Source organism: Clostridium sp. AF34-13 (assembly GCF_003477845.1).
Classification (GTDB): Bacteria; Bacillota; Clostridia; order Lachnospirales; family Lachnospiraceae; genus Butyribacter; species Butyribacter intestini.
This window is the reverse complement of record NZ_QUEB01000008.1, coordinates 113,179-131,790: the sequence shown is the minus strand read 5'-3', so window position 1 is coordinate 131,790 and position 18,612 is coordinate 113,179. Positions and strand designations below refer to the sequence as shown.

The window sequence follows — 18,612 nt, the reverse complement described above, 5'->3', positions numbered from 1 at the left end:
TAATTTTCTTTTCTTTTTCAATATAATATTAAATTTTTATATTGGTAATTTTCAACAAAAAGTATGTTTCCCCCTTTTACCACATAAAATGCTCTCGCCCAAATTTCTCCATTCCTTCATTATAATACCTGTCCTTTTCAGCCATTTCAAACTCAGATACAAACTCTGCATTTTCCAATTCTATTTTCTTCACCTTACTTATAACTGCCGGAAAGTATGGTGTCAGCACACAGCAGCCTCCTGTTTTATTTCCTTCCATGCACATCTCAAACCAGCTGCTGCGGCAAAAGAAATCTATATCTTTTCGTTCTTTATCCTGTTTTTTTATGCCCCGTGTCTTTTTTTCAAGCCATTTTTTTACAATTTCTGTTTTTATTGCAAGCACGCTGCCATCTAATAGTGACACACTTTGCCGGAAATGAAGTCTGTTCATATATCCCGGTTCTTTTACGGGTACTCCTTTGTAAAGTGGTCTGCATTTTTCTTTCCATTTCTTATTATAACACCAGCCTGCATTTATATATTTTTGCCTGTTATCTAAAACGGTATTGGATGCTGCCATATTTTCTTTTGGTATCAGACAATTTACAAGTTCGTCAATGCCCTTGTTAGTTTCTGTTTTATCTGCTGAAACTATATCCGGCATAAATGCCTCGTAACCTTTTCGTGAAAGAATGATTATATCATATTTTCCACTGTTTTTACCAAGATCTGCTATTATTTCCTCCGAAGTTATATCACCCTGTCTATATGCTTTTACCCGGTCTTTTTCTATTTTATTTTCATATGTAACCCTGTAAAAAGGTCCATGTTCTTTTGATGCTTCTACTTTTCCAGGCTGTCCTATTCTTCTTAGATGTTCTTCTACGGCTTTTCTGCCTGCCTCGACTATATACGGTTTTGCTGCAACGCCTGCTGCTGACGATGCACTATGTATCCTCCAATAGTAAAGCACTTTTTGTATGTGATATACCTTTTTTGTCTGTTCTAATATTCTAAGAAACAAGTCATAATCCTGACCTCCATCATATTCTTTTCTATACCCACCGGCTTTTTCAAATAATTCCTTTTTAAATACAGTGAAATGACATATAAAATTATTATATCTGAATGTCTCCCATGAAAAATCAGGTTTGAAGTTTATACTCTGTACTTTTCTTGTATCTCCATCGAAGGATAATTCATCTGTGTATATAAATTCGCTACCATGTTCTTCTATTGCCATTGCTACATTATAGAGTGCTGACGGGTGCAGGAGATCATCATGATCGAGCAAGCCTATATAATTTCCTATTGCCATTTCTGCTGCCCTGTTTGTGTTTTCACCTATTCCTGCATTTGTTTCCAGTTTCTTATATTTTATCCTGTCATCTTTCTGTGCTAGTTTCTTTACAACCCCCTCTACTGCTGCTCCATTTTCATCGCTTGCATCCGCAAGACAAAGTTCCCAGTTTTTATATGTCTGTTTTTTTACTGACTCTATCATCGGTACAAGATATGAAACCGGAGTATTATATACGGGTACTACTATACTTATTTTTATATCATCATGCGTTATATACTGTTCTTCGAGTTTTCTTTCTTCTGACGAAATATCAATCGGACAGTATTTTCTTCCTTTATGGTATTTTATTATATAGCGGTTATATACTTTTTTTATAGTGTATGTAAAACCATAATCTTTTAAGTACCCTTTTATTTTTGCTGCTTTTCCCATATTCCCAGCCTTTCCATCTAAAACAGTCAGACGGATACTTTCAATCCGATCTGCTTCCTGCTTGCAATACTGTTAGATTTTCATATACATAAATCTTGTTTTTATAATTTACAGACAATGATTTTATTTTTACAGTAAAAATGTTACTATACATCTTTTTAGTAACTGCCAGACAACAATATTATCTTAAATATTATATTATCAACCTTCCTCTGACGATATATACCCGTCTTTTTCAGCAAACCTGCCCGTTTGATGATAAATCCCGGTTTTCCACTGTATTTTACCAGCATTTTTGCAATATGAATCTTTTGCTTTGTCTTTTTTGCCTTAAATACACTGTTATCAGGTTCATCTTTTAAATACAATTCATATATTCTCACAAAATCCTTAAGCTGATTTGTTATGTTTCTCCTGTTTCCTTTAAATCTTTTTACTCTGTCTTTAAATTCTTTCAACTTACTTGTGTTGTATCCTACCGTGTTGGTTCCATGCTGTCTGTAACTTATTAACTGCCTGCCGTCAAAGTATAGCTCACCATAGCAGCTTGCCAGAAGATAGAACCACCAGTCATGCATTACCGTAAATTTTGGCGGATGCTTTTTTGCCATGTTTCTTAATGTCTTGTTCATCACAATAGTACATCCTGTAACTATGTTTTCCACCACAGCATTTTCAAAACTTGGTATTTTGTTCTTCCTAGTCATTTCATTATCTATCTCTTTAAGATTTTCGTCTACCAGCAATGGACTACAGCAATAGAGCAATGGGACTTTTAAATATACACTATTTTTTTCACTAAATCCTATATATTTATCTTTTTCCTGTTGATACTTTTTTGACATTTCTTTTATTTTTTCTATGCCGGCCCTTAATTTTTCTTTATGCCAGTAATCATCCTGATCTGAAAATGCATAGTAATCTGCTTTTTCATCTGATTTTTCTATAAGATCAAAAAAACTTTTTATTACTCCTATGTTTTCTCCCTGATACCAGCTCACCTGATCCGGATATTTTGCAGCATATTTTCTAAGTATCTCCTGTGTTCCGTCTTTTGAACCATCATCTCTTATCAGAAGTTTTAATTTTACATCTGCTTTTTCTTCACAATCCTGTGAGAGTATGCTGTCTATCTGTTCTCTTAAATAGTCTTTTCCATTGTAGGTTGACATAAGTACCTGTATCACTTTAGTTTTCTCCTCCTAATAAGTCTGCGTATATTTTACGCATCTGTTTATCTACTACTTCTATACTGTATTTTTTTACATATTCCATATTGAATTCACCCATCTGCTGTCTGCGTTTATTTCGTGGAATTGCACTTTTCCCATATTTTTCAGTAAATATTCTTCTTATCTTTACAGCATAATCTTCCGGAGCATGACCATGTACAAGATATCCCCCTTTTGCATGAACCACAAGTTCCCTGACTCCCCTTATATCTGAGGCTATCACAGGAAGACCTGCTGCCATTGCCTCCATTACCGAAACAGGTAGTCCCTCTCTTGCTGACGGAAATACAAATACATCACTCTGAGATAATATGAGTGGTGTGTCAGTTACATATCCTGCAAAAACTATCCTGTCACTTACACCTAACTCTGCGGCTCTCTTTTCAAGTTCTTCTCTCATCTGTCCTTCACCGCATATCAGATATGATATTTTCAAATCCTTTAATTCCGCAAGCGCATCAATAACAACCATATTTTTCTTTCCCGGTGCAAGTTCCCCTACACTCACCAATATATAATGATCATTAGGTATTCCATATCTCAATCGTATATTATTTTGTACAGTCTGTGTTTCTTCTTTATCGGGCATATATATATCCCAGCTTTTTTTGTGAAACTCTTTAAACCTCTCTGTCTTAAGCCCAACCCCATTTATTTTTTCCGCCTTTCCTCTTATCGGAAATCTTACTGCCCTGCCATAATCTTCATCATTTATCGTTATAAGCCTGTCTGTATATCTTGCAAGCTCCCTCTCCACCGGATACATGATCCAATTTTTCAACGGACATCCCCTAAAAAAATGCATACCATGTACAGTATATATTACCGGTACATTTTTCTTTGTTTCTTTTCTAACTGCATTAGCCGCAAGCCTTGCAAGGATTCCGCTAAGAGGCATATGACAATGAACAACATCATAATCACCATGATACATTTCATCCTTTAGCTGTTTATATGCTTTCTTTATATCTTTTATGGACGGTTTTCTTAAAAAATCTATCTGATGTGTGATTATCCCCGTTTCCTCAAGCCTGCTGTTGTCCTTTCCATACACAACAACATTAAGATTTGTAGCATAATGAACTTCATATCCCATTTCCTGAAGAATCTTCACATTATTCATCTCATGCTGAGGTATAAAGCCACTAACCCTTGTAACAAGAAGTGCTTTCTTAACCTTTCCCACTTCTTCCGTTTTTTCCACATCTAAATTCTCTTTCAAAATCTTCCTCCAACTTATGCTATTGATTAAGCTTTTGCGAAACCCTCAATAAATTACATTTTATATGTGCAAATATTCACAGTGAAAAACTGCGTTTCGCAATCACATCATTGGTTATTCTTAACTATTTCCTTAACTATCTTCTCCACCGGCTCCTGTGCCGCATCATCTGCTTTCTCGGCTGTAACCTGATTGTCTGAAACACCTTCCGTTGCATCCTTCTTAAGAACCGTTTTTACTGTCATAAGTATAAGTTTTATATCAGTCCATAGTGAATAATTTTCTATATAAAACAAGTCAAGTTTTAATTTGTCATAAGGCGTTGTATTGTACTTACCATATACCTGTGCATATCCCGTAAGTCCCGCTTTTACTCTTGTCCTGAACGAAAATTCCGGCATTTCCTCGCAATACTGCTTCATTATCTCAGGTCTTTCCGGTCTTGGACCTACAAATGACATATCTCCCTTTATTATATTAAATAATTGTGGCAATTCATCGATACGGGTCGCCCTAATAAATTTTCCTATCGGTGTTATCCTGTCGTCATTTTCCTTTGCAAGCTTTGCGACACCGTCACTCTCAGCATTTACTATCATGCTCCTGAATTTGTATATCTCAAATTCACGCTCATATTTTGTGCATCTTACCTGTTTGTAAAATACCGGACCTCCATCATACAATTTTATTGCTATTGCCGTGATAAGCATAAACGGTGAAGCTATGACTGTCATTGGAATTGCAATGATAAGGTCTAGTGCTCTTTTAAACAATCTCTGGTCAAGGCTCAATGTATAGCCTTTTGAAAGCAAAAACGGTGTATCAAACACATGAATCCTGTCTGCTCCCATAAGTATTATGTCTGAGAGTTTCGGTATAACATATGCCCTCATTTTATGTGCATAACAGTATTTGAGCATATCGTTTCTCTTTTCGGCAGATATATCACCGATTATGACAGCCTGAAAATCTTTCATTTTCTCAGCTATCTTATCTATCCCCTCATCTATATTTACCGCATCATAGATTGCATACTTATCACGCCTTGCCTCAACCTTATATACAAGGTCTGCCGCCGGTCTTTCACCATATATAAGCAAAATCTTCCACGGCTGGAAAATTCTGTTGTAGAAATGGATTATCACAAAATTCCATATCGTGGAAAGAGTCATCTCAACTGCCATTGCAGCAATCATATACATGGGATTTACTATTCCGAATGCCAAAAGGCATATTACAAAATACATCACCATATTAGACAAAAACAGACTGAGATACTGCGACAGCATAACCTCAAGCCGCCTGTACTGCCCTATTTTCATGCTTCCATACATCGTTGAAAAAAAGAAAAGAATAAGTGCGTATAAACCAATCATAGCATAATGTCCTTTTCTGTAAAAAGTTGCCACAAACATCGTAGCTGCATAGTAATGAAACCATACATACATAAATACAAGTGACATAAGCACTATATTAACAAGCGATGCAAAAAAAAGTATCGTTTTTTTGTATGGGTCGTAATTTCTCATCTTTATCCTTAAACCTCGTTTCTTTATAAAACCTCCAAAACTCATTGTATATTCAAACAGATATTCGCAATCCTCTCTGTCGTTTATTGCTCTACGCAATAAAAATGGTTATGTTCATAAACTTACCATAAGGCAGAAAACTGCATTATCATTAAAAATATACGGTACAATACTTCTTATTCTACTAATTTCCTTATTTAATGTCAACTTTACTGTTGTTTCTTTTTAAAATATATGTATAATTAGATGTGTGTATCTGAACATAATCTATGTTTACATACATATATTTCAGTTTGCAAAATAGTCTATATATGTTCAATCTTTACAGCATACAGCTATTTTTGCAATCATAAAAAATTTTTAGGAGGTTTACCTATGGCATCTCAAAATGCTAAGAAAAAAGGCACAGCGGCTGAGCCAAAGTACCCATTAGGTCTTTTGCTCCCGATAATCGCCGTACTCAGCGTGATACCACTTATCACTTATATGTATTCTTATGAAACCAAACTTGGCAAGTTTGAATGGTACACAAGCCAGACTTCCGCAGTCGACTTTTTCCTTCACACAAAACTCATATGGTTTCTCGTTGCCTGTGCATGCATGATATTCTGTCTTGTCTATATGATATTTGCAGATGAACAGAAGGCTGCATGGTGCAAAATACTTATACCACTTGCAATTTATTGTGGCATTTCCTTTATTTCGGCTCTTGCATCCTCAAACAGAGATTTCTGTTTTTCAGGTATCTATGAGCAGTTTGAACCTGTCTGGGCTCTTATGGGATATTGCCTTACCGCATACTATTGTTTCTTTATAATGCGTACAGAAGCAGCAGTAAAGCGTATAATGCCGTGGTTTGTTGCCGGTATTACGGTTATGGTTCTGCTTGGACTCAGCCAGGCATTAAAGCACGATTTTTTCAGGACTTCACTCGGTCAGAAACTTATGACACCTTCTACATACAAGGGAGGTCCTCTTAAGTTTAATTTTGAGGAGGGGCGTACTTATCTTTCCCTCTACAATCCTAACTATGTAGGATTTTATGTCTGCCTTATAGTTCCTATTCTTGTAGGTCTTATATTTGCACTCAAAAAAGTGTGGGCGAAGATAGGCTGTACTGTTTTGATAGTATCTCTTATGCTTATTCTTTTTGCATCACAGTCGCGTGCCGGTATTCTTGCGGTTATCTTTTCTCTTATAGTTATGCTTCTCTGTATGAGGAAAGTGTTTATTAAAAATATCAAAATCGTTATTGCCGCAATCGCTGTTTTTATAGTTGCATTTATTGGAATAAATGTGGCAAACCAGGGTATATTGCTTGACAGAATGAAATCCATGTTCAGTACTGAAGCTGAATATCATCCGCTCAGCGAGATTACCACAAATGATGACAATGTTTCCATTGTTTATAATAATGAAACTCTTATCATCAAGTGTACTCAGGATGCTAACGGTACTGACCAGTTTTCACTTACTGACAAGTCAGGTAAAGAAGTGGCTTTCGCACTTAATGAGGACTCTTCAAGCTATGTTATAAATGATGAGAGATTTCCATTCTCATTCTCTTCTATCCGCTCTGACAGTTTCAATGGTTATCAGATTACGATAGATGATAAAACATGGTACTTTACAAATATGATGAAAGAAAATGATTCAACATTTTATACTTATGGTCCGGGTGGTGCCATTATGAAACTTACAAAACAGACCAAATCACTTTCTTTCCTTGAAAACCATTTCCATTTTGCAAATATGCGTGGATATATCTGGGCAAGAACACTTCCGCTTCTCAAGAAGTATTTCTTACTCGGTTCAGGTCCTGATACATTTATCATTGCGTTTCCTAACAATGACCTTGTCGGTCTTTACAATTCAGGACACATAAATGAGATTATTACAAAACCCCACTGTACGCTGATGCAGATTGGTGTACAGACTGGTGTTATCTCGCTTATCGCATGGCTGGTATTCTTTATATGGTACCTTGTCAGCAGCTTAAAACTCTACTGGAAACACGATTTTAGCGGTTATCTTCCAAAAATCGGAGTGAGTATATTTGTCGGTGTTATAGGCTACCTGATAATCTCACTCACAAACGACTCCTGTATAGCTGTTGCTCCTGTATTCTATGCAGTTACGGGTATGGGACTTGGTATCAATTACAAGTTGAAGAAAGACCAAAAAGAAACTGGGACAGCTCAGATTAAAGAGGTCGCAAAATAAATCAATAAAATTAAAGTAATTACAGCTTGCACTATTGCTGTGACACAGTAAAAAACAAAATATATTGTTTTATAAAAAAATAACACCAATTGCTTTTAAACGATTGGTGTTGTTTTTTTGTGTATATCATATATCATTGGTGTACGGCCCATTATACGATATACACTGATATAGTAAATCATATTCTCACAATCTGAAACTCTCTGGAGAGTGTACGGCCAATCCTTTGAACTTCGGACTATGTTGATATGTTTTACCTCGTGAGTAAGTATTTTACCTTTTTGCCATCCATAAATAATATCGGATTATTTTATCATTTTTTTAATGATTATTGTACAATTTCACGATTATTTCACAAATTATGCACAACAGGTGAACAAACTATCTATGTCAATATCTGAACCTGCTCATTGTATCGTCAAAGCTATTTATTTAATGTAACAGCCATTCATTTTATAATAATCCAAATGCTGAATGTTTGTCTATTTTGCAAGTTCAAGCATTTTCTGAAGCGGTTTACAGGCTTCATCCATTATATCATCAGGAAGAATTACTTCCTCCATCGGATTTTCCATTACATCTGCCACTTTTTCAAGGCTTACTTTCTTCATATTCGGGCAGAACTGTCTGTGTCCTACTGAATAGAACTTCTTGTCAGGATTCTGCTTGCTGAGTTTAAAGAATATGCCCATCTCTGTACAGATGATAAATTTCTTGCAGTCACTCTCTGTTGCATAATCAAGTATTCCTGCCGTACTTCCTATATAATCGGCAAGTTCGAGTACATCCTCAGTACATTCAGGATGTGCGAGCACGAGTGCGTCAGGATGATGCTCTTTTGCTTCTTTGACAAGCTCTGGGTCAATACTCTTATGGACATGACAAAATCCGTCATTGAATATAAACTCTTTTTCAGGCAACTGCTTTGCAACATATCTTCCAAGGTTATTGTCAGGCACAAAGAATATCCTCTTATTCTCTATATTTTTTACTACCTTGATGGCATTTGATGAAGTCACACATACATCTGATACTGCCTTTATCTCGGCTGTTGAGTTTACATAACAGACTACGGCAACATCGTCATACTGCTCTTTTACTTCTTTTATACGGTCAACCGTTACCATATGAGCCATAGGACAGTCGGCAGTCACATCTGCCATATATACATGCTTTTCAGGATTTAAGAGTTTTGCACTCTCACCCATAAATGACACACCTGCAAATAATATGTTTTTTGCCTCAACTTTTGTCGCAACCTTGCTTAAATAAAATGAGTCTCCAACATAGTCTGCTATATCCTGAACAGCACCATCTACATAGTAATGTGCAAGTATGACAAAATCGTTTTCTTTCTTTAATCTCTCAATCTTTTGAATAAGTTCTTCCATCTTTATCTCCATTTCGTTTTAATTATGTGCTAAATTAAATGCATCTTTCCCAAATCATGGCAGTTTGTCATAAATATTTTGCAATTTTCAATATTTGTAATACAGCCAGTATAAATTATAACTATCGTTTTTTATAAATTCCTGCAATCATTTATAAGGCTTTCTAACTGCTCATAATTTTCTACTTCATTTACTTGTCTGCGTATTGATGATGAATTCTTATAGCCTGCCGTGTACCAGCCGACATGTTTTCTCATCTCGCGTATGCCAAGATATTCACCTTTATATTCTATCTGCATTTTTGTATGTCTGAGTATCATAGCTGCCACCTCATCAAATGATGGCTTGTCCTGATATTGACCGCTTTTTTCAAATTCCTTTATCTGCCTGAATATCCACGGATTTCCTCTCGCACCTCTCGCTATCATAAGACCGTCGCAGCCTGTTTCATTCTTGCATCTTACCGCATCCTCAGGTGTAAATATGTCTCCACTCGCTATGACCGGGATTTTTACTGCTTCCTTTACTTTTCTTATTATATCCCAGTCCGCCGTTCCGGAGTAATATTCTTCCCTTGTCCTGCCGTGTACCGCAACGGCACTTGCACCGCTTTGTTCCATCATTCTTGCAAATTCAACGGCATTTATGTTTTCGTCATTAAAACCTTTCCTGAATTTGACCGTGACAGGCTTTTTTATCCTGTCTGATATGGCTCTCACTATTTTTGCGGCAAGTTCCGGATTTTTCATAAGTGCCGAACCCTCACCGTTGTTTACTACTTTTGGCACGGGACAGCCCATATTTATATCGAGTATGTCAAAGTTTCTGTATTCTATCTGCTCCGCCATATCCGCCATAAGTTCCGGTTCTGAACCAAAAAGCTGCAATGCTACCGGATGCTCCGTATCGTCTATCTGCCACAGAGGTTCTGTATTTTTATTTTTATAATAGATGCCTTTTGCACTTATCATCTCAGTGTAAAGCAGATCTGCACCAAACTCTTTACAAATCATGCGAAATGGCATATCCGTCACTCCTGCCATAGGTCCTAAAGCAAGATTACCGTCTATTTTTACATTTCCTATATAAAATTCACTCATAACTCTCTATTTTTTCTGTTTGCTGTGTATAAGCTGCAACCCTTTTAATGTGAGGTCACCGTCATATATCTCTATAGACTTGGTATTTTCATATACAACCTTTCCAAGCCCGCCTGTTGCGATGACTTTAGCATCCATAAGTCCGGATTCTTCCTTAATCTTTCTTATGATATACTCTGTCTGACCTATCGTTCCATAAAAAAGTCCCGCCTGCATTGCAGAAATAGTATCTTTAGCAATAATATTTCCGGGACATTTTATCTCTATCTCAGGAAGATTAGCCGTGTTATTCCAGAGTGCATTTGCCGATATTCTTATTCCCGGGCTGATAACTCCGCCCTTAAATGCTCCATCTGCCGTCACAAGATCATAAGTCGTCGCTGTTCCATAATCCACGACGATTATAGGTCCACCATAAAGTTCAAACGCACTTACTGCATCCACTATCCTGTCAGGTCCTATTTCTTTTGGGTTCATCGTATCTATTCTTATGCCTGTCTTTGTACCTGCTCCGACAACTATAGGATGGCAGTTGAGGTACTTGATTATACCACTCGTAAAGGAGTACATCATCTTAGGCACTACCGATGCTATTATAACCTCTGTTATATCGTCAGGCTTGTACCCTTTCTGCTCTAAAATATTGCACAATAATTCTCCATATTCATCTGATGTTCTCGGAACCTGAACAGTAAATCTGAACCTTGCTGCAAGTCTCTCTCCATCAAATACTCCAAATGTCACATCCGTATTTCCAACATCTACTGCTAATAACATGATTTTTTCCTCACATTTCTATATATGTTATCACACAAAGCCATATATAATTTATTATTCCTGCGTCTGTATAGCATCTAAATCTTCGTGTAATATCACTGCTTTATAATATTTTTCAAGTGATTCAAGAAGATCCCTTTTCTCATTTTGCAATGCTTTTATCTTTAATGCACTTCCTATCTCGTCAAATGAAAAATCGTCTTCCTCTGCTACGACATTCATGTAAAGGTTGCCCTCTTCATCATACTGTAATGAAAAAATTCCGCCTATCTCTGCCGTATAGAGTACACACATTATCTGTAATTCATCCTTAATTGTCTGTGGAAGTGAACTGAAATTTTCATTGAGATAATATTTCTGTTCATAGGCATTTGCCGCACACAATATCACCGCTTCACTGTTTATGTCAGCCTCATCATACATAGCCATACAACCCCCTTACTGATACTTCTCCCGACACAATGCTCTTAATGCCGTCTTTTGTCTCGACAAGCAGTGCACCGTCCTTGTCTATTCCTCTTGCGATACCTGTTTCTTCTTCCTTAGGATCTGCTGTCTCCGCCATGCCATAAAGCACTTTTACTTCACTGTCCATGCTTATGAGCATAGAATTATACTTATCGACAACCTGCGACAAATCATTTGTCTCAAGAAATTTTTTGTAATATTCATCAAATTTCTCTACAACCTTTGCTGTAAGTTTATTTCTGTTTGTCATTTTGCCTGTCTCAAGATATATTGAAGAAGCATTTTTTCTAAGTTCGTCAGGTATATCATCATCGTTTACATTTATGCCTATTCCTATAACGGCATAATTTACATAGTTCATCTCTGAACTCATCTCAGTAAGAATACCACATATTTTCTTTTTTTCAAGTACAATATCATTAGGCCACTTTATCTTTGTGTCCGCACCACACACATCTTTTATTGCTCCTGCAACAGACATTGCCGCAAGAAGCGTGATACCCGAAAGATGTTTAGGCTCAGTCTTTGGTCTTATGAGAAGTGTCATAAAAATATTTGCACCTTTTTTAGAGCACCATTTTCTGCCACGCCTGCCCTTGCCGTTTGTCTGCTCGTCAGCCACCAGCAAAATCCCCTCCGGCTCTCCTGCCTCGGCAAGCTGCTTTGCCTTTGTATTCGTTGAATCTATCGTGTCATATGTCACGGCTTTCTTGCAAATGCAGTCCTTGGGCAGATAACTTTCTATCGCTGGTGCATTTAATATGTCAGGCTCACTCTTAAGTTTATATCCCTTATTAGAAACTGACTCTATCTCAAATCCTTTTTCCTTAAGCTGCGTTATATTCTTCCAGACAGCCTGTCTTGACACGCCGAAACGCTCACACAAACTCTGCCCCGAAACACACTCATCTCCCGCTTCGCGTAAAATGCGTAGTAGCTCACTTTTCATGTCATCCTCTTTTCTGTGCCTTTTTGTACATTAACAAGTTTGTGCAAAGCACAAATCTTGAGTGTGAAAATTGCTGTTTACCATATTTTACAGGTTTTCCTGCTGTTAATTTTCACACTATTCCCTTTCTCCAAGTGTGGCAACCATAACTGCCTTTATAGTGTGCATACGGTTTTCGGCTTCATCAAACACAACTGACTGCTCTGACTCAAATACCTCGTCAGTAACTTCAAGTTCGCTCATTCCGAATTTCTCATAAACTTCTTTACCGATTTTGGTCTTAAGGTCATGGAATGCCGGAAGACAGTGCATAAATATCGCATCCCTGCCTGCATTTTCCATTACTTTTTTATTTATCTGATATGGTGATAAAGCTTTTATTCTCTCTGCCCATACTTCGTCAGGCTCACCCATTGATACCCATACATCAGTATAGAGAACATCTGCACCTTTTGTTCCACTCTCAACATCCTCAGTAAGTGTAATAGAACCGCCTGATGCCTTTGCATATTCCTGACACTGTTCAACAAGTTCCTGATTTGGGAAATATTCCTTTGCAGTACAAGCCGTAAAATTCATCCCCATCTTTGCACACGCTATCATAAGCGAATTTCCCATATTATAACGGGCATCCCCCATATATACGAGTTTTACACCTTTAATCTTTCCTAAATGCTCTTTGATGGTAAGTAAGTCAGCAAGCATCTGTGTAGGATGATATTCATTTGTAAGACCATTCCATACCGGAACTCCTGCATATTTTGCAAGTTCTTCTACAATATCCTGTCCATATCCACGGTACTCGATACCGTCAAACATTCTTCCGAGAACCCTTGCAGTATCAGGTATACTCTCCTTTTTGCCTATCTGTGAACCGGACGGGTCAAGATATGTAACTCCCATACCCATATCATTTGCTGCAACTTCAAAAGAACATCGTGTGCGTGTGCTTGTCTTTTCAAATATAAGTGCGATATTTTTATCTGTGTAGTTTTTAATTGATACTCCGTTTTTCTTTTTCGCCTTTAAATCAGCCGACAGATCAAGCATATACTGTATCTCTTCCGGTGTAAAGTCCTTTAAAGTAAGAAAATTGCGTCCTTTTAAATTGATAGCCATTGATATGTCCTCCATTTCTTTTTTATACTATGATGTAATAATACACATATAGAGTCTGCCAGTGACAGACTCCTACTTTTTAATATTAAAACAGGTACTTGCGAAATTCTCGCAACATATAATCATTTTCGCAACAACCTAATTCTCTTTTGCAATCTCGGTTACTGATTTTGCAAGTCCCGCAAGCCCTTGTATCTCTGACGGAATGATTATCTTTGTTGCTTTTCCATCTGCTGCCTTTGCAAATGCATCAAGGCTCTTTAATTTGATAACATTGTCGGATGCAGCCGCATCGTTAAGCATCTTTATACCATCTGCGTTTGCCTGCTGAACCGCAAGTATAGCCTGAGCCTGACCTTCAGCCTCACGGATAGTTGCCTCTTTTTTGGCTTCGGCTCTAAGTATCGCAGCCTGCTTCTCAGCCTCCGCATCAAGGATTGCTGACTGTTTCTTTCCCTCCGCAACAAGGATTGCCGACTCTTTTTCTCCCTGTGAGCGAAGGATTGCTTCACGCTTTTCACGCTCTGCCTTCATCTGTTTTTCCATCGCATCCTGGATTGCTGCCGGCGGAATGATATTCTTAAGCTCGACTCTGTTTACCTTTATTCCCCATGGATCTGTCGCCGTGTCAAGTGATGAACGCATTTTTGCATTTATAATCTCTCTTGATGTAAGTGTTTCATCAAGTTCAAGCTCACCGATAACATTTCTAAGCGTTGTAGCTGTGAGATTTTCGATAGCCATTATCGGATTTTCAACACCGTATGTATAAAGTTTAGGATCAGTTATCTGATAAAAGATAACAGTGTCTATTCTCATTGTTACATTGTCTTTTGTAATAACCGGCTGTGGTGGAAAATCTGCAACCTGCTCTTTTAAATCTACTTTTCTTGCAACTCTGTCTATAAAAGGGATTTTAAAGTGGATTCCAACTCCCCATGTCCCCTGATATCCTCCAAGTCTCTCAATAACATACGCCCTTGCCTGTGGTACTACATTTATACATGACAAAAGTATAATTACAATCAATATTACTAAAGCTGCTAAAAATGGCATTTTCATATCTCCTTTCTACCAATTCTGCTTTTCTACAAGCAATTTAACTCCATTTACCTCTTTTACTTTGACTTTTGAACCCTCAGGAATGATTTCATTGTCATCAACACTCCTCGCTGTCCACTCAAGCCCTCTTACAACAACCGCACCTTTCTGGTTAAAGTTGTCAATCTCCTCTGTAACCTTTGCTTCTTCACCGATAATACTGTTTATATTTGTCTTTGTCCTGCTGTTATTTAGGTATTTTTCTGCAATAGGTCTTGTAAAACAGAACAATACCACCGATACGGTCAAAAACAATGCAAACTGCACGATGAGCGGAGCATGAAAAAGTGCTGCAACAACCGCTGCTAATGCTCCTGCCGCAAACCATATGGTCGTAAGCCCCATAGTGATTATCTCAATGACAAGCAGTATCGCCATAGCAATAAGCCAATACATCGGTTCCATATTTTCCTCCTCTCCTATACCATAATCTCTCAGTATCTTTTCAAAACGAATTATTTTGGCTGGATTTCCGAGAGTATATGATTTGTACGATTTTATCGCATTTATTCACTGAATATAGCTCAAACAACTGTATTTGTCAACTAAATGATACTTTCGTTTCTCTATTCAACTATTATTCACAACCTCAAATAAACTAAATAACAGACTATTTTCGTTTCTGTCTCGCCATCTCATACATTATTATGGCGGCTGATACTGCTGCGTTAAGCGACTCCAATTTTCCCTCCATAGGAATCCTGATACGCTTTGATGCTTTTTCAAACACTGCATCAGATACACCGTTTGCTTCATTGCCTATTATAAAGGCGGAACCCTTTGTGTAATCAACACAGTCATATACCTCACTGCCCTCCATTGCCGTTGCATACACATCATATCCGGATTTTTTAATCTCTTCTATAATGTCTATAAGCGACTCAACATAACAGAACTTAACCCTGAATATTGCTCCCATCGTTGAACGCACCACTTTAGGATTAAAAAGGTCAACGCTCTCCTTACTCATGATAACACCGGACATTCCAGCCCCCTCCGATGTTCTTATTATAGTACCTAGATTGCCGGGGTCTCTTAAATCATCCAAAAGTACCCACGCTTTTCTCTCATCCGACAGAATTTCTTTAACATCGTACTCGGGCATATTGACTATAGCAAGAACTCCCTGAGGTGTAACCGTATCGGAAATCTGTTTAAAAACATTATCGGCAACAACCTCATACGGTATTCTTTCAAGCTTATCACCAAGTCTCTGTGCCGTCCTGTCAAAAGCAGACTCCGAAACATATAATTTATCGAGCTTATCAAAATTGATTGCTTCAAGAACCATCTTAATCCCCTCTGCAACAAATTTCTTAGTCTTTCTTCGCTCCCTCGCCTGCTTCTGAAGTTTTATAAGTTCTTTAATCTGTCCGTTAGACTCGCTTGTGATTATTAAATCCTTTGATTTCAAACCAAATCTCCTCTTTAAAACAATATATATACATAAATGTATGCAAATCCCAAACATATATAATGCGTGGTTGCATACAATTATTTTTGTAGCAAAATTTATTTTAACATTAGCATACCGACATTATTATTCTGTCGTAATATTTGCTTGGATTGTGCAGCTATAACAAATAATGTTAGCCGGCATTTTTGTCACCGTCAGTACTCAGTCAGCGTCTTTTGCTGACTTTATGTACTGCTACGAGTGACAACATAGCGAAAGCGTGCCGGCGGTATTATTCTGTTATAGCTGCACAATCAACACAACCTACATAATTTCGCAGCTGAAAAAACTTACTCCTCGCTCATCTTCGCAAGTCTTGCCGTCTGGTCTGCCGCAATGATATTTTCAAGAAGCTCATTTATATCACCGTCAAGTATCTCTCCAAGTCTGTGGCTTGTGTACTTTATTCTGTGGTCTGTAACCCTGCCCTGTGGGAAGTTGTATGTTCTTATCTTCTCTGAACGGTCACCTGTTCCTACCTGACTTCTTCTCTCTGCCGCCTGCTCGCTGTTTGCCTTTTCCTGCTCCATGTCATAAATTCTTGAACGGAGAACTTTCATGGCTTTATCTTTATTTTTAAGCTGTGATTTCTCATCCTGACAGGTTACGACTATTCCCGTAGGGATATGTGTGATTCGTACTGCCGAGTCCGTTGTATTTACACACTGACCGCCGTTTCCTGATGCTCTATACACATCAATCTTACAGTCATTAGGGTCTACATGAACATCAACTTCCTCAACTTCCGGCATAATTGCCACCGTTGCCGTTGATGTATGAATTCTTCCACCCGACTCCGTAGAAGGTATTCTCTGCACACGATGAACACCACTCTCATATTTAAGTTTTGAGTACGCACCTGCACCTATTACCATAAATACGATTTCTTTGAAGCCACCGATTCCATTCTCGCTCGCACTCATAACTTCTACTTTCCAGCGGTTTGCCTCGGCAAATTTTGAATACATCCTGAAAAGGTCTGCCGCAAAAAGTGCTGCTTCATCTCCGCCTGCACCTCCACGGATTTCGACAATAACATTCTTCTCATCGTTAGGGTCTTTTGGAAGCATGAGAATTTTAAGCTCCTGCTCACATTTCTCAACAGTTTCCTTGCACTCATTAAGTTCCTCTTTTGCGAGTTCACGCATATCCTCGTCACTCTCCTCGTCAAGTATCGCAAGACTGTCCTCTATTCCATCTTTTGCAGCCTTGTATTCCTTGTACTTTTCAACGATAGGAGTAAGTTCGTTCTGCTCACGCATAAGCTCCCTGTATTTTTTCTGGTCATTGATAACCTCCGGCTCAGTGAGCATCATGTTTATCTCTTCCAATCGTCCTACAAGTTCTTCTAATTTATCAAACATCGTTTTTCCTCCATATAAAAATATTGTTTATATTTATATTCAGTGTATAAATCCTAAAAATCTTTAAAGCAAAGCCTGTGTATTCTTTTTTGCATAACAAAATTTCAACTTTTATTTTACAGCCATAACAACCCTGTCATTTTCACACAAATCTTTCTTTACGATAACCTCTTTAAAGCCCTCGTTTTCAAAAATCTCTTTTACGGCTCTGCCCTGGTCATGCCCTATCTCCATAAACATCATCCCCGGACCGGCAAGATGTTTTTTTCCCTCTTTTGCAAGTATGCGGTAAAACATAAGACCATCCTCTCCGCCATCAAGTGCAAGCATCGGGTCATGCTCCCTCACCTCCGGTTCAAGAGTTTTTATCACATCGGGTCTGATATAAGGCGGATTTGATACTATAATATCATATTTTCCGTTTATTTTCTCAAACATATCACTTTCTATAAAATAAACCTCAGCTTCATTTGAAGCCGCATTTTTCTGTGCAACCTCCAGGGCCTTTTTAGAAATATCAGCACCGGTACATTCTGCTGTTTCCTCAAGTTTTTTCAGTGATATTATAATACAGCCTGAACCCGTACACATATCAAGTATCTTCTTTCCATGTGCAAAGGGAAGGACATTTTCGACAAGGCACTCCGTATCCTGTCTTGGAACCAGGACATTTTCATTTACAAAAAAGTCAAATCCCATAAATTCCTGAGTTCCCGTTATATGCTGCAATGGTATATGTTCTTTTCTCATATGGATAAGTGAGAGGTATCTGTCTTTTATTTCATCAGACACTTCCATATCTCTATCAAGAAAAAATTTTGCCCTGCTCATCCCCGTAATATACTCAAGCAGATACCATGCGTCAAGCTCTGCATCTGAAATATTTGATGACACGAGTTCATTTTCTCCGCTTTTTAACAATTCCTGATATGTTATCATGTTAATCCTCATTCCTGCACATACT

At 37.8% G+C, this 18,612-nt stretch carries 16 protein-coding genes; 1 reads left to right on the top strand and 15 read right to left on the bottom strand.

Annotated elements, in window-relative coordinates; all coding sequences use genetic code 11:
• Window positions 1–76: 76 nt before the first annotated feature.
• The 4 genes from DWZ63_RS08440 to DWZ63_RS08425 form a co-directional block, all read right to left on the bottom strand.
• Entirely contained in the window at window positions 77–1,717 is a 1,641-nt protein-coding gene (locus DWZ63_RS08440) for a glycosyltransferase (RefSeq protein WP_055946055.1), read from the bottom strand.
• 158 nt (window positions 1,718–1,875) lie between these two features.
• Window positions 1,876–2,904, bottom strand: coding sequence for a glycosyltransferase family 2 protein (locus DWZ63_RS08435; RefSeq protein WP_055946052.1), 1,029 nt, complete (start codon window positions 2,902–2,904; stop codon window positions 1,876–1,878).
• Window position 2,905: 1 nt separating this feature from the next.
• On the bottom strand, window positions 2,906–4,171 hold the full coding sequence (locus tag DWZ63_RS08430) for a glycosyltransferase (RefSeq protein WP_055946049.1): 1,266 nt from the start codon (window positions 4,169–4,171) through the stop codon (window positions 2,906–2,908).
• 107 nt (window positions 4,172–4,278) lie between these two features.
• Window positions 4,279–5,799 carry a sugar transferase gene (locus tag DWZ63_RS08425; protein ID WP_243020543.1) on the bottom strand — a complete coding sequence of 507 codons (1,521 nt, stop codon included), beginning with the start codon at window positions 5,797–5,799 and terminating at the stop codon, window positions 4,279–4,281.
• Between the two features lie 276 nt (window positions 5,800–6,075).
• Between DWZ63_RS08425 and DWZ63_RS08420 the strand changes: the two genes are divergently transcribed.
• Complete coding sequence (locus tag DWZ63_RS08420) at window positions 6,076–7,923, top strand: O-antigen ligase family protein (RefSeq protein ID WP_055946043.1); 1,848 nt, start codon at window positions 6,076–6,078, stop codon at window positions 7,921–7,923.
• A gap of 482 nt (window positions 7,924–8,405) precedes the next feature.
• Here DWZ63_RS08420 and nadA read toward each other — a convergent pair whose 3' ends face one another.
• The 11 genes from nadA to prmC all read right to left on the bottom strand — a co-directional run bounded on the left by nadA (window position 8,406) and on the right by prmC (window position 18,587).
• On the bottom strand, window positions 8,406–9,314 hold the full coding sequence (gene nadA, locus DWZ63_RS08415) for a quinolinate synthase NadA (protein ID WP_022014086.1): 909 nt from the start codon (window positions 9,312–9,314) through the stop codon (window positions 8,406–8,408).
• Window positions 9,315–9,445: 131 nt separating this feature from the next.
• Window positions 9,446–10,414 carry a tRNA dihydrouridine synthase DusB gene (dusB, locus tag DWZ63_RS08410; RefSeq protein WP_055946039.1) on the bottom strand — a complete coding sequence of 323 codons (969 nt, stop codon included), beginning with the start codon at window positions 10,412–10,414 and terminating at the stop codon, window positions 9,446–9,448.
• Between the two features lie 6 nt (window positions 10,415–10,420).
• A complete protein-coding gene (locus DWZ63_RS08405) occupies window positions 10,421–11,191 on the bottom strand; it encodes a type III pantothenate kinase (RefSeq protein ID WP_022014083.1) in 771 nt (256 codons plus the stop codon).
• Window positions 11,192–11,245: 54 nt separating this feature from the next.
• Entirely contained in the window at window positions 11,246–11,620 is a 375-nt protein-coding gene (locus tag DWZ63_RS08400; protein ID WP_243020541.1) for a DUF6145 family protein, read from the bottom strand.
• Window positions 11,607–12,608 (bottom strand): biotin--[acetyl-CoA-carboxylase] ligase, encoded by a 1,002-nt coding sequence (locus DWZ63_RS08395; protein ID WP_055946033.1) that lies wholly within the window; start codon window positions 12,606–12,608, stop codon window positions 11,607–11,609. The genes DWZ63_RS08400 and DWZ63_RS08395 overlap by 14 nt, the downstream gene beginning before the upstream one ends.
• A 117-nt stretch (window positions 12,609–12,725) precedes the next feature.
• Window positions 12,726–13,727 (bottom strand): ornithine carbamoyltransferase, encoded by a 1,002-nt coding sequence (gene argF, locus DWZ63_RS08390; protein ID WP_330672358.1) that lies wholly within the window; start codon window positions 13,725–13,727, stop codon window positions 12,726–12,728.
• 138 nt (window positions 13,728–13,865) lie between these two features.
• Entirely contained in the window at window positions 13,866–14,783 is a 918-nt protein-coding gene (locus DWZ63_RS08385; RefSeq protein ID WP_022014079.1) for an SPFH domain-containing protein, read from the bottom strand.
• A gap of 15 nt (window positions 14,784–14,798) precedes the next feature.
• Window positions 14,799–15,233 (bottom strand): NfeD family protein, encoded by a 435-nt coding sequence (locus tag DWZ63_RS08380; protein ID WP_055946028.1) that lies wholly within the window; start codon window positions 15,231–15,233, stop codon window positions 14,799–14,801.
• Between the two features lie 205 nt (window positions 15,234–15,438).
• Window positions 15,439–16,242 (bottom strand): RNA methyltransferase, encoded by an 804-nt coding sequence (locus tag DWZ63_RS08375; RefSeq protein WP_243020539.1) that lies wholly within the window; start codon window positions 16,240–16,242, stop codon window positions 15,439–15,441.
• A gap of 332 nt (window positions 16,243–16,574) precedes the next feature.
• Window positions 16,575–17,648 (bottom strand): peptide chain release factor 1, encoded by a 1,074-nt coding sequence (gene prfA / locus DWZ63_RS08370; protein WP_022014076.1) that lies wholly within the window; start codon window positions 17,646–17,648, stop codon window positions 16,575–16,577.
• Window positions 17,649–17,759: 111 nt separating this feature from the next.
• The gene (gene prmC, locus DWZ63_RS08365) at window positions 17,760–18,587 is read right to left on the bottom strand and encodes a peptide chain release factor N(5)-glutamine methyltransferase (RefSeq protein WP_082440836.1); all 828 of its coding nucleotides are present in this window, start codon (window positions 18,585–18,587) and stop codon (window positions 17,760–17,762) included.
• Window positions 18,588–18,612: the final 25 nt, after the last annotated feature.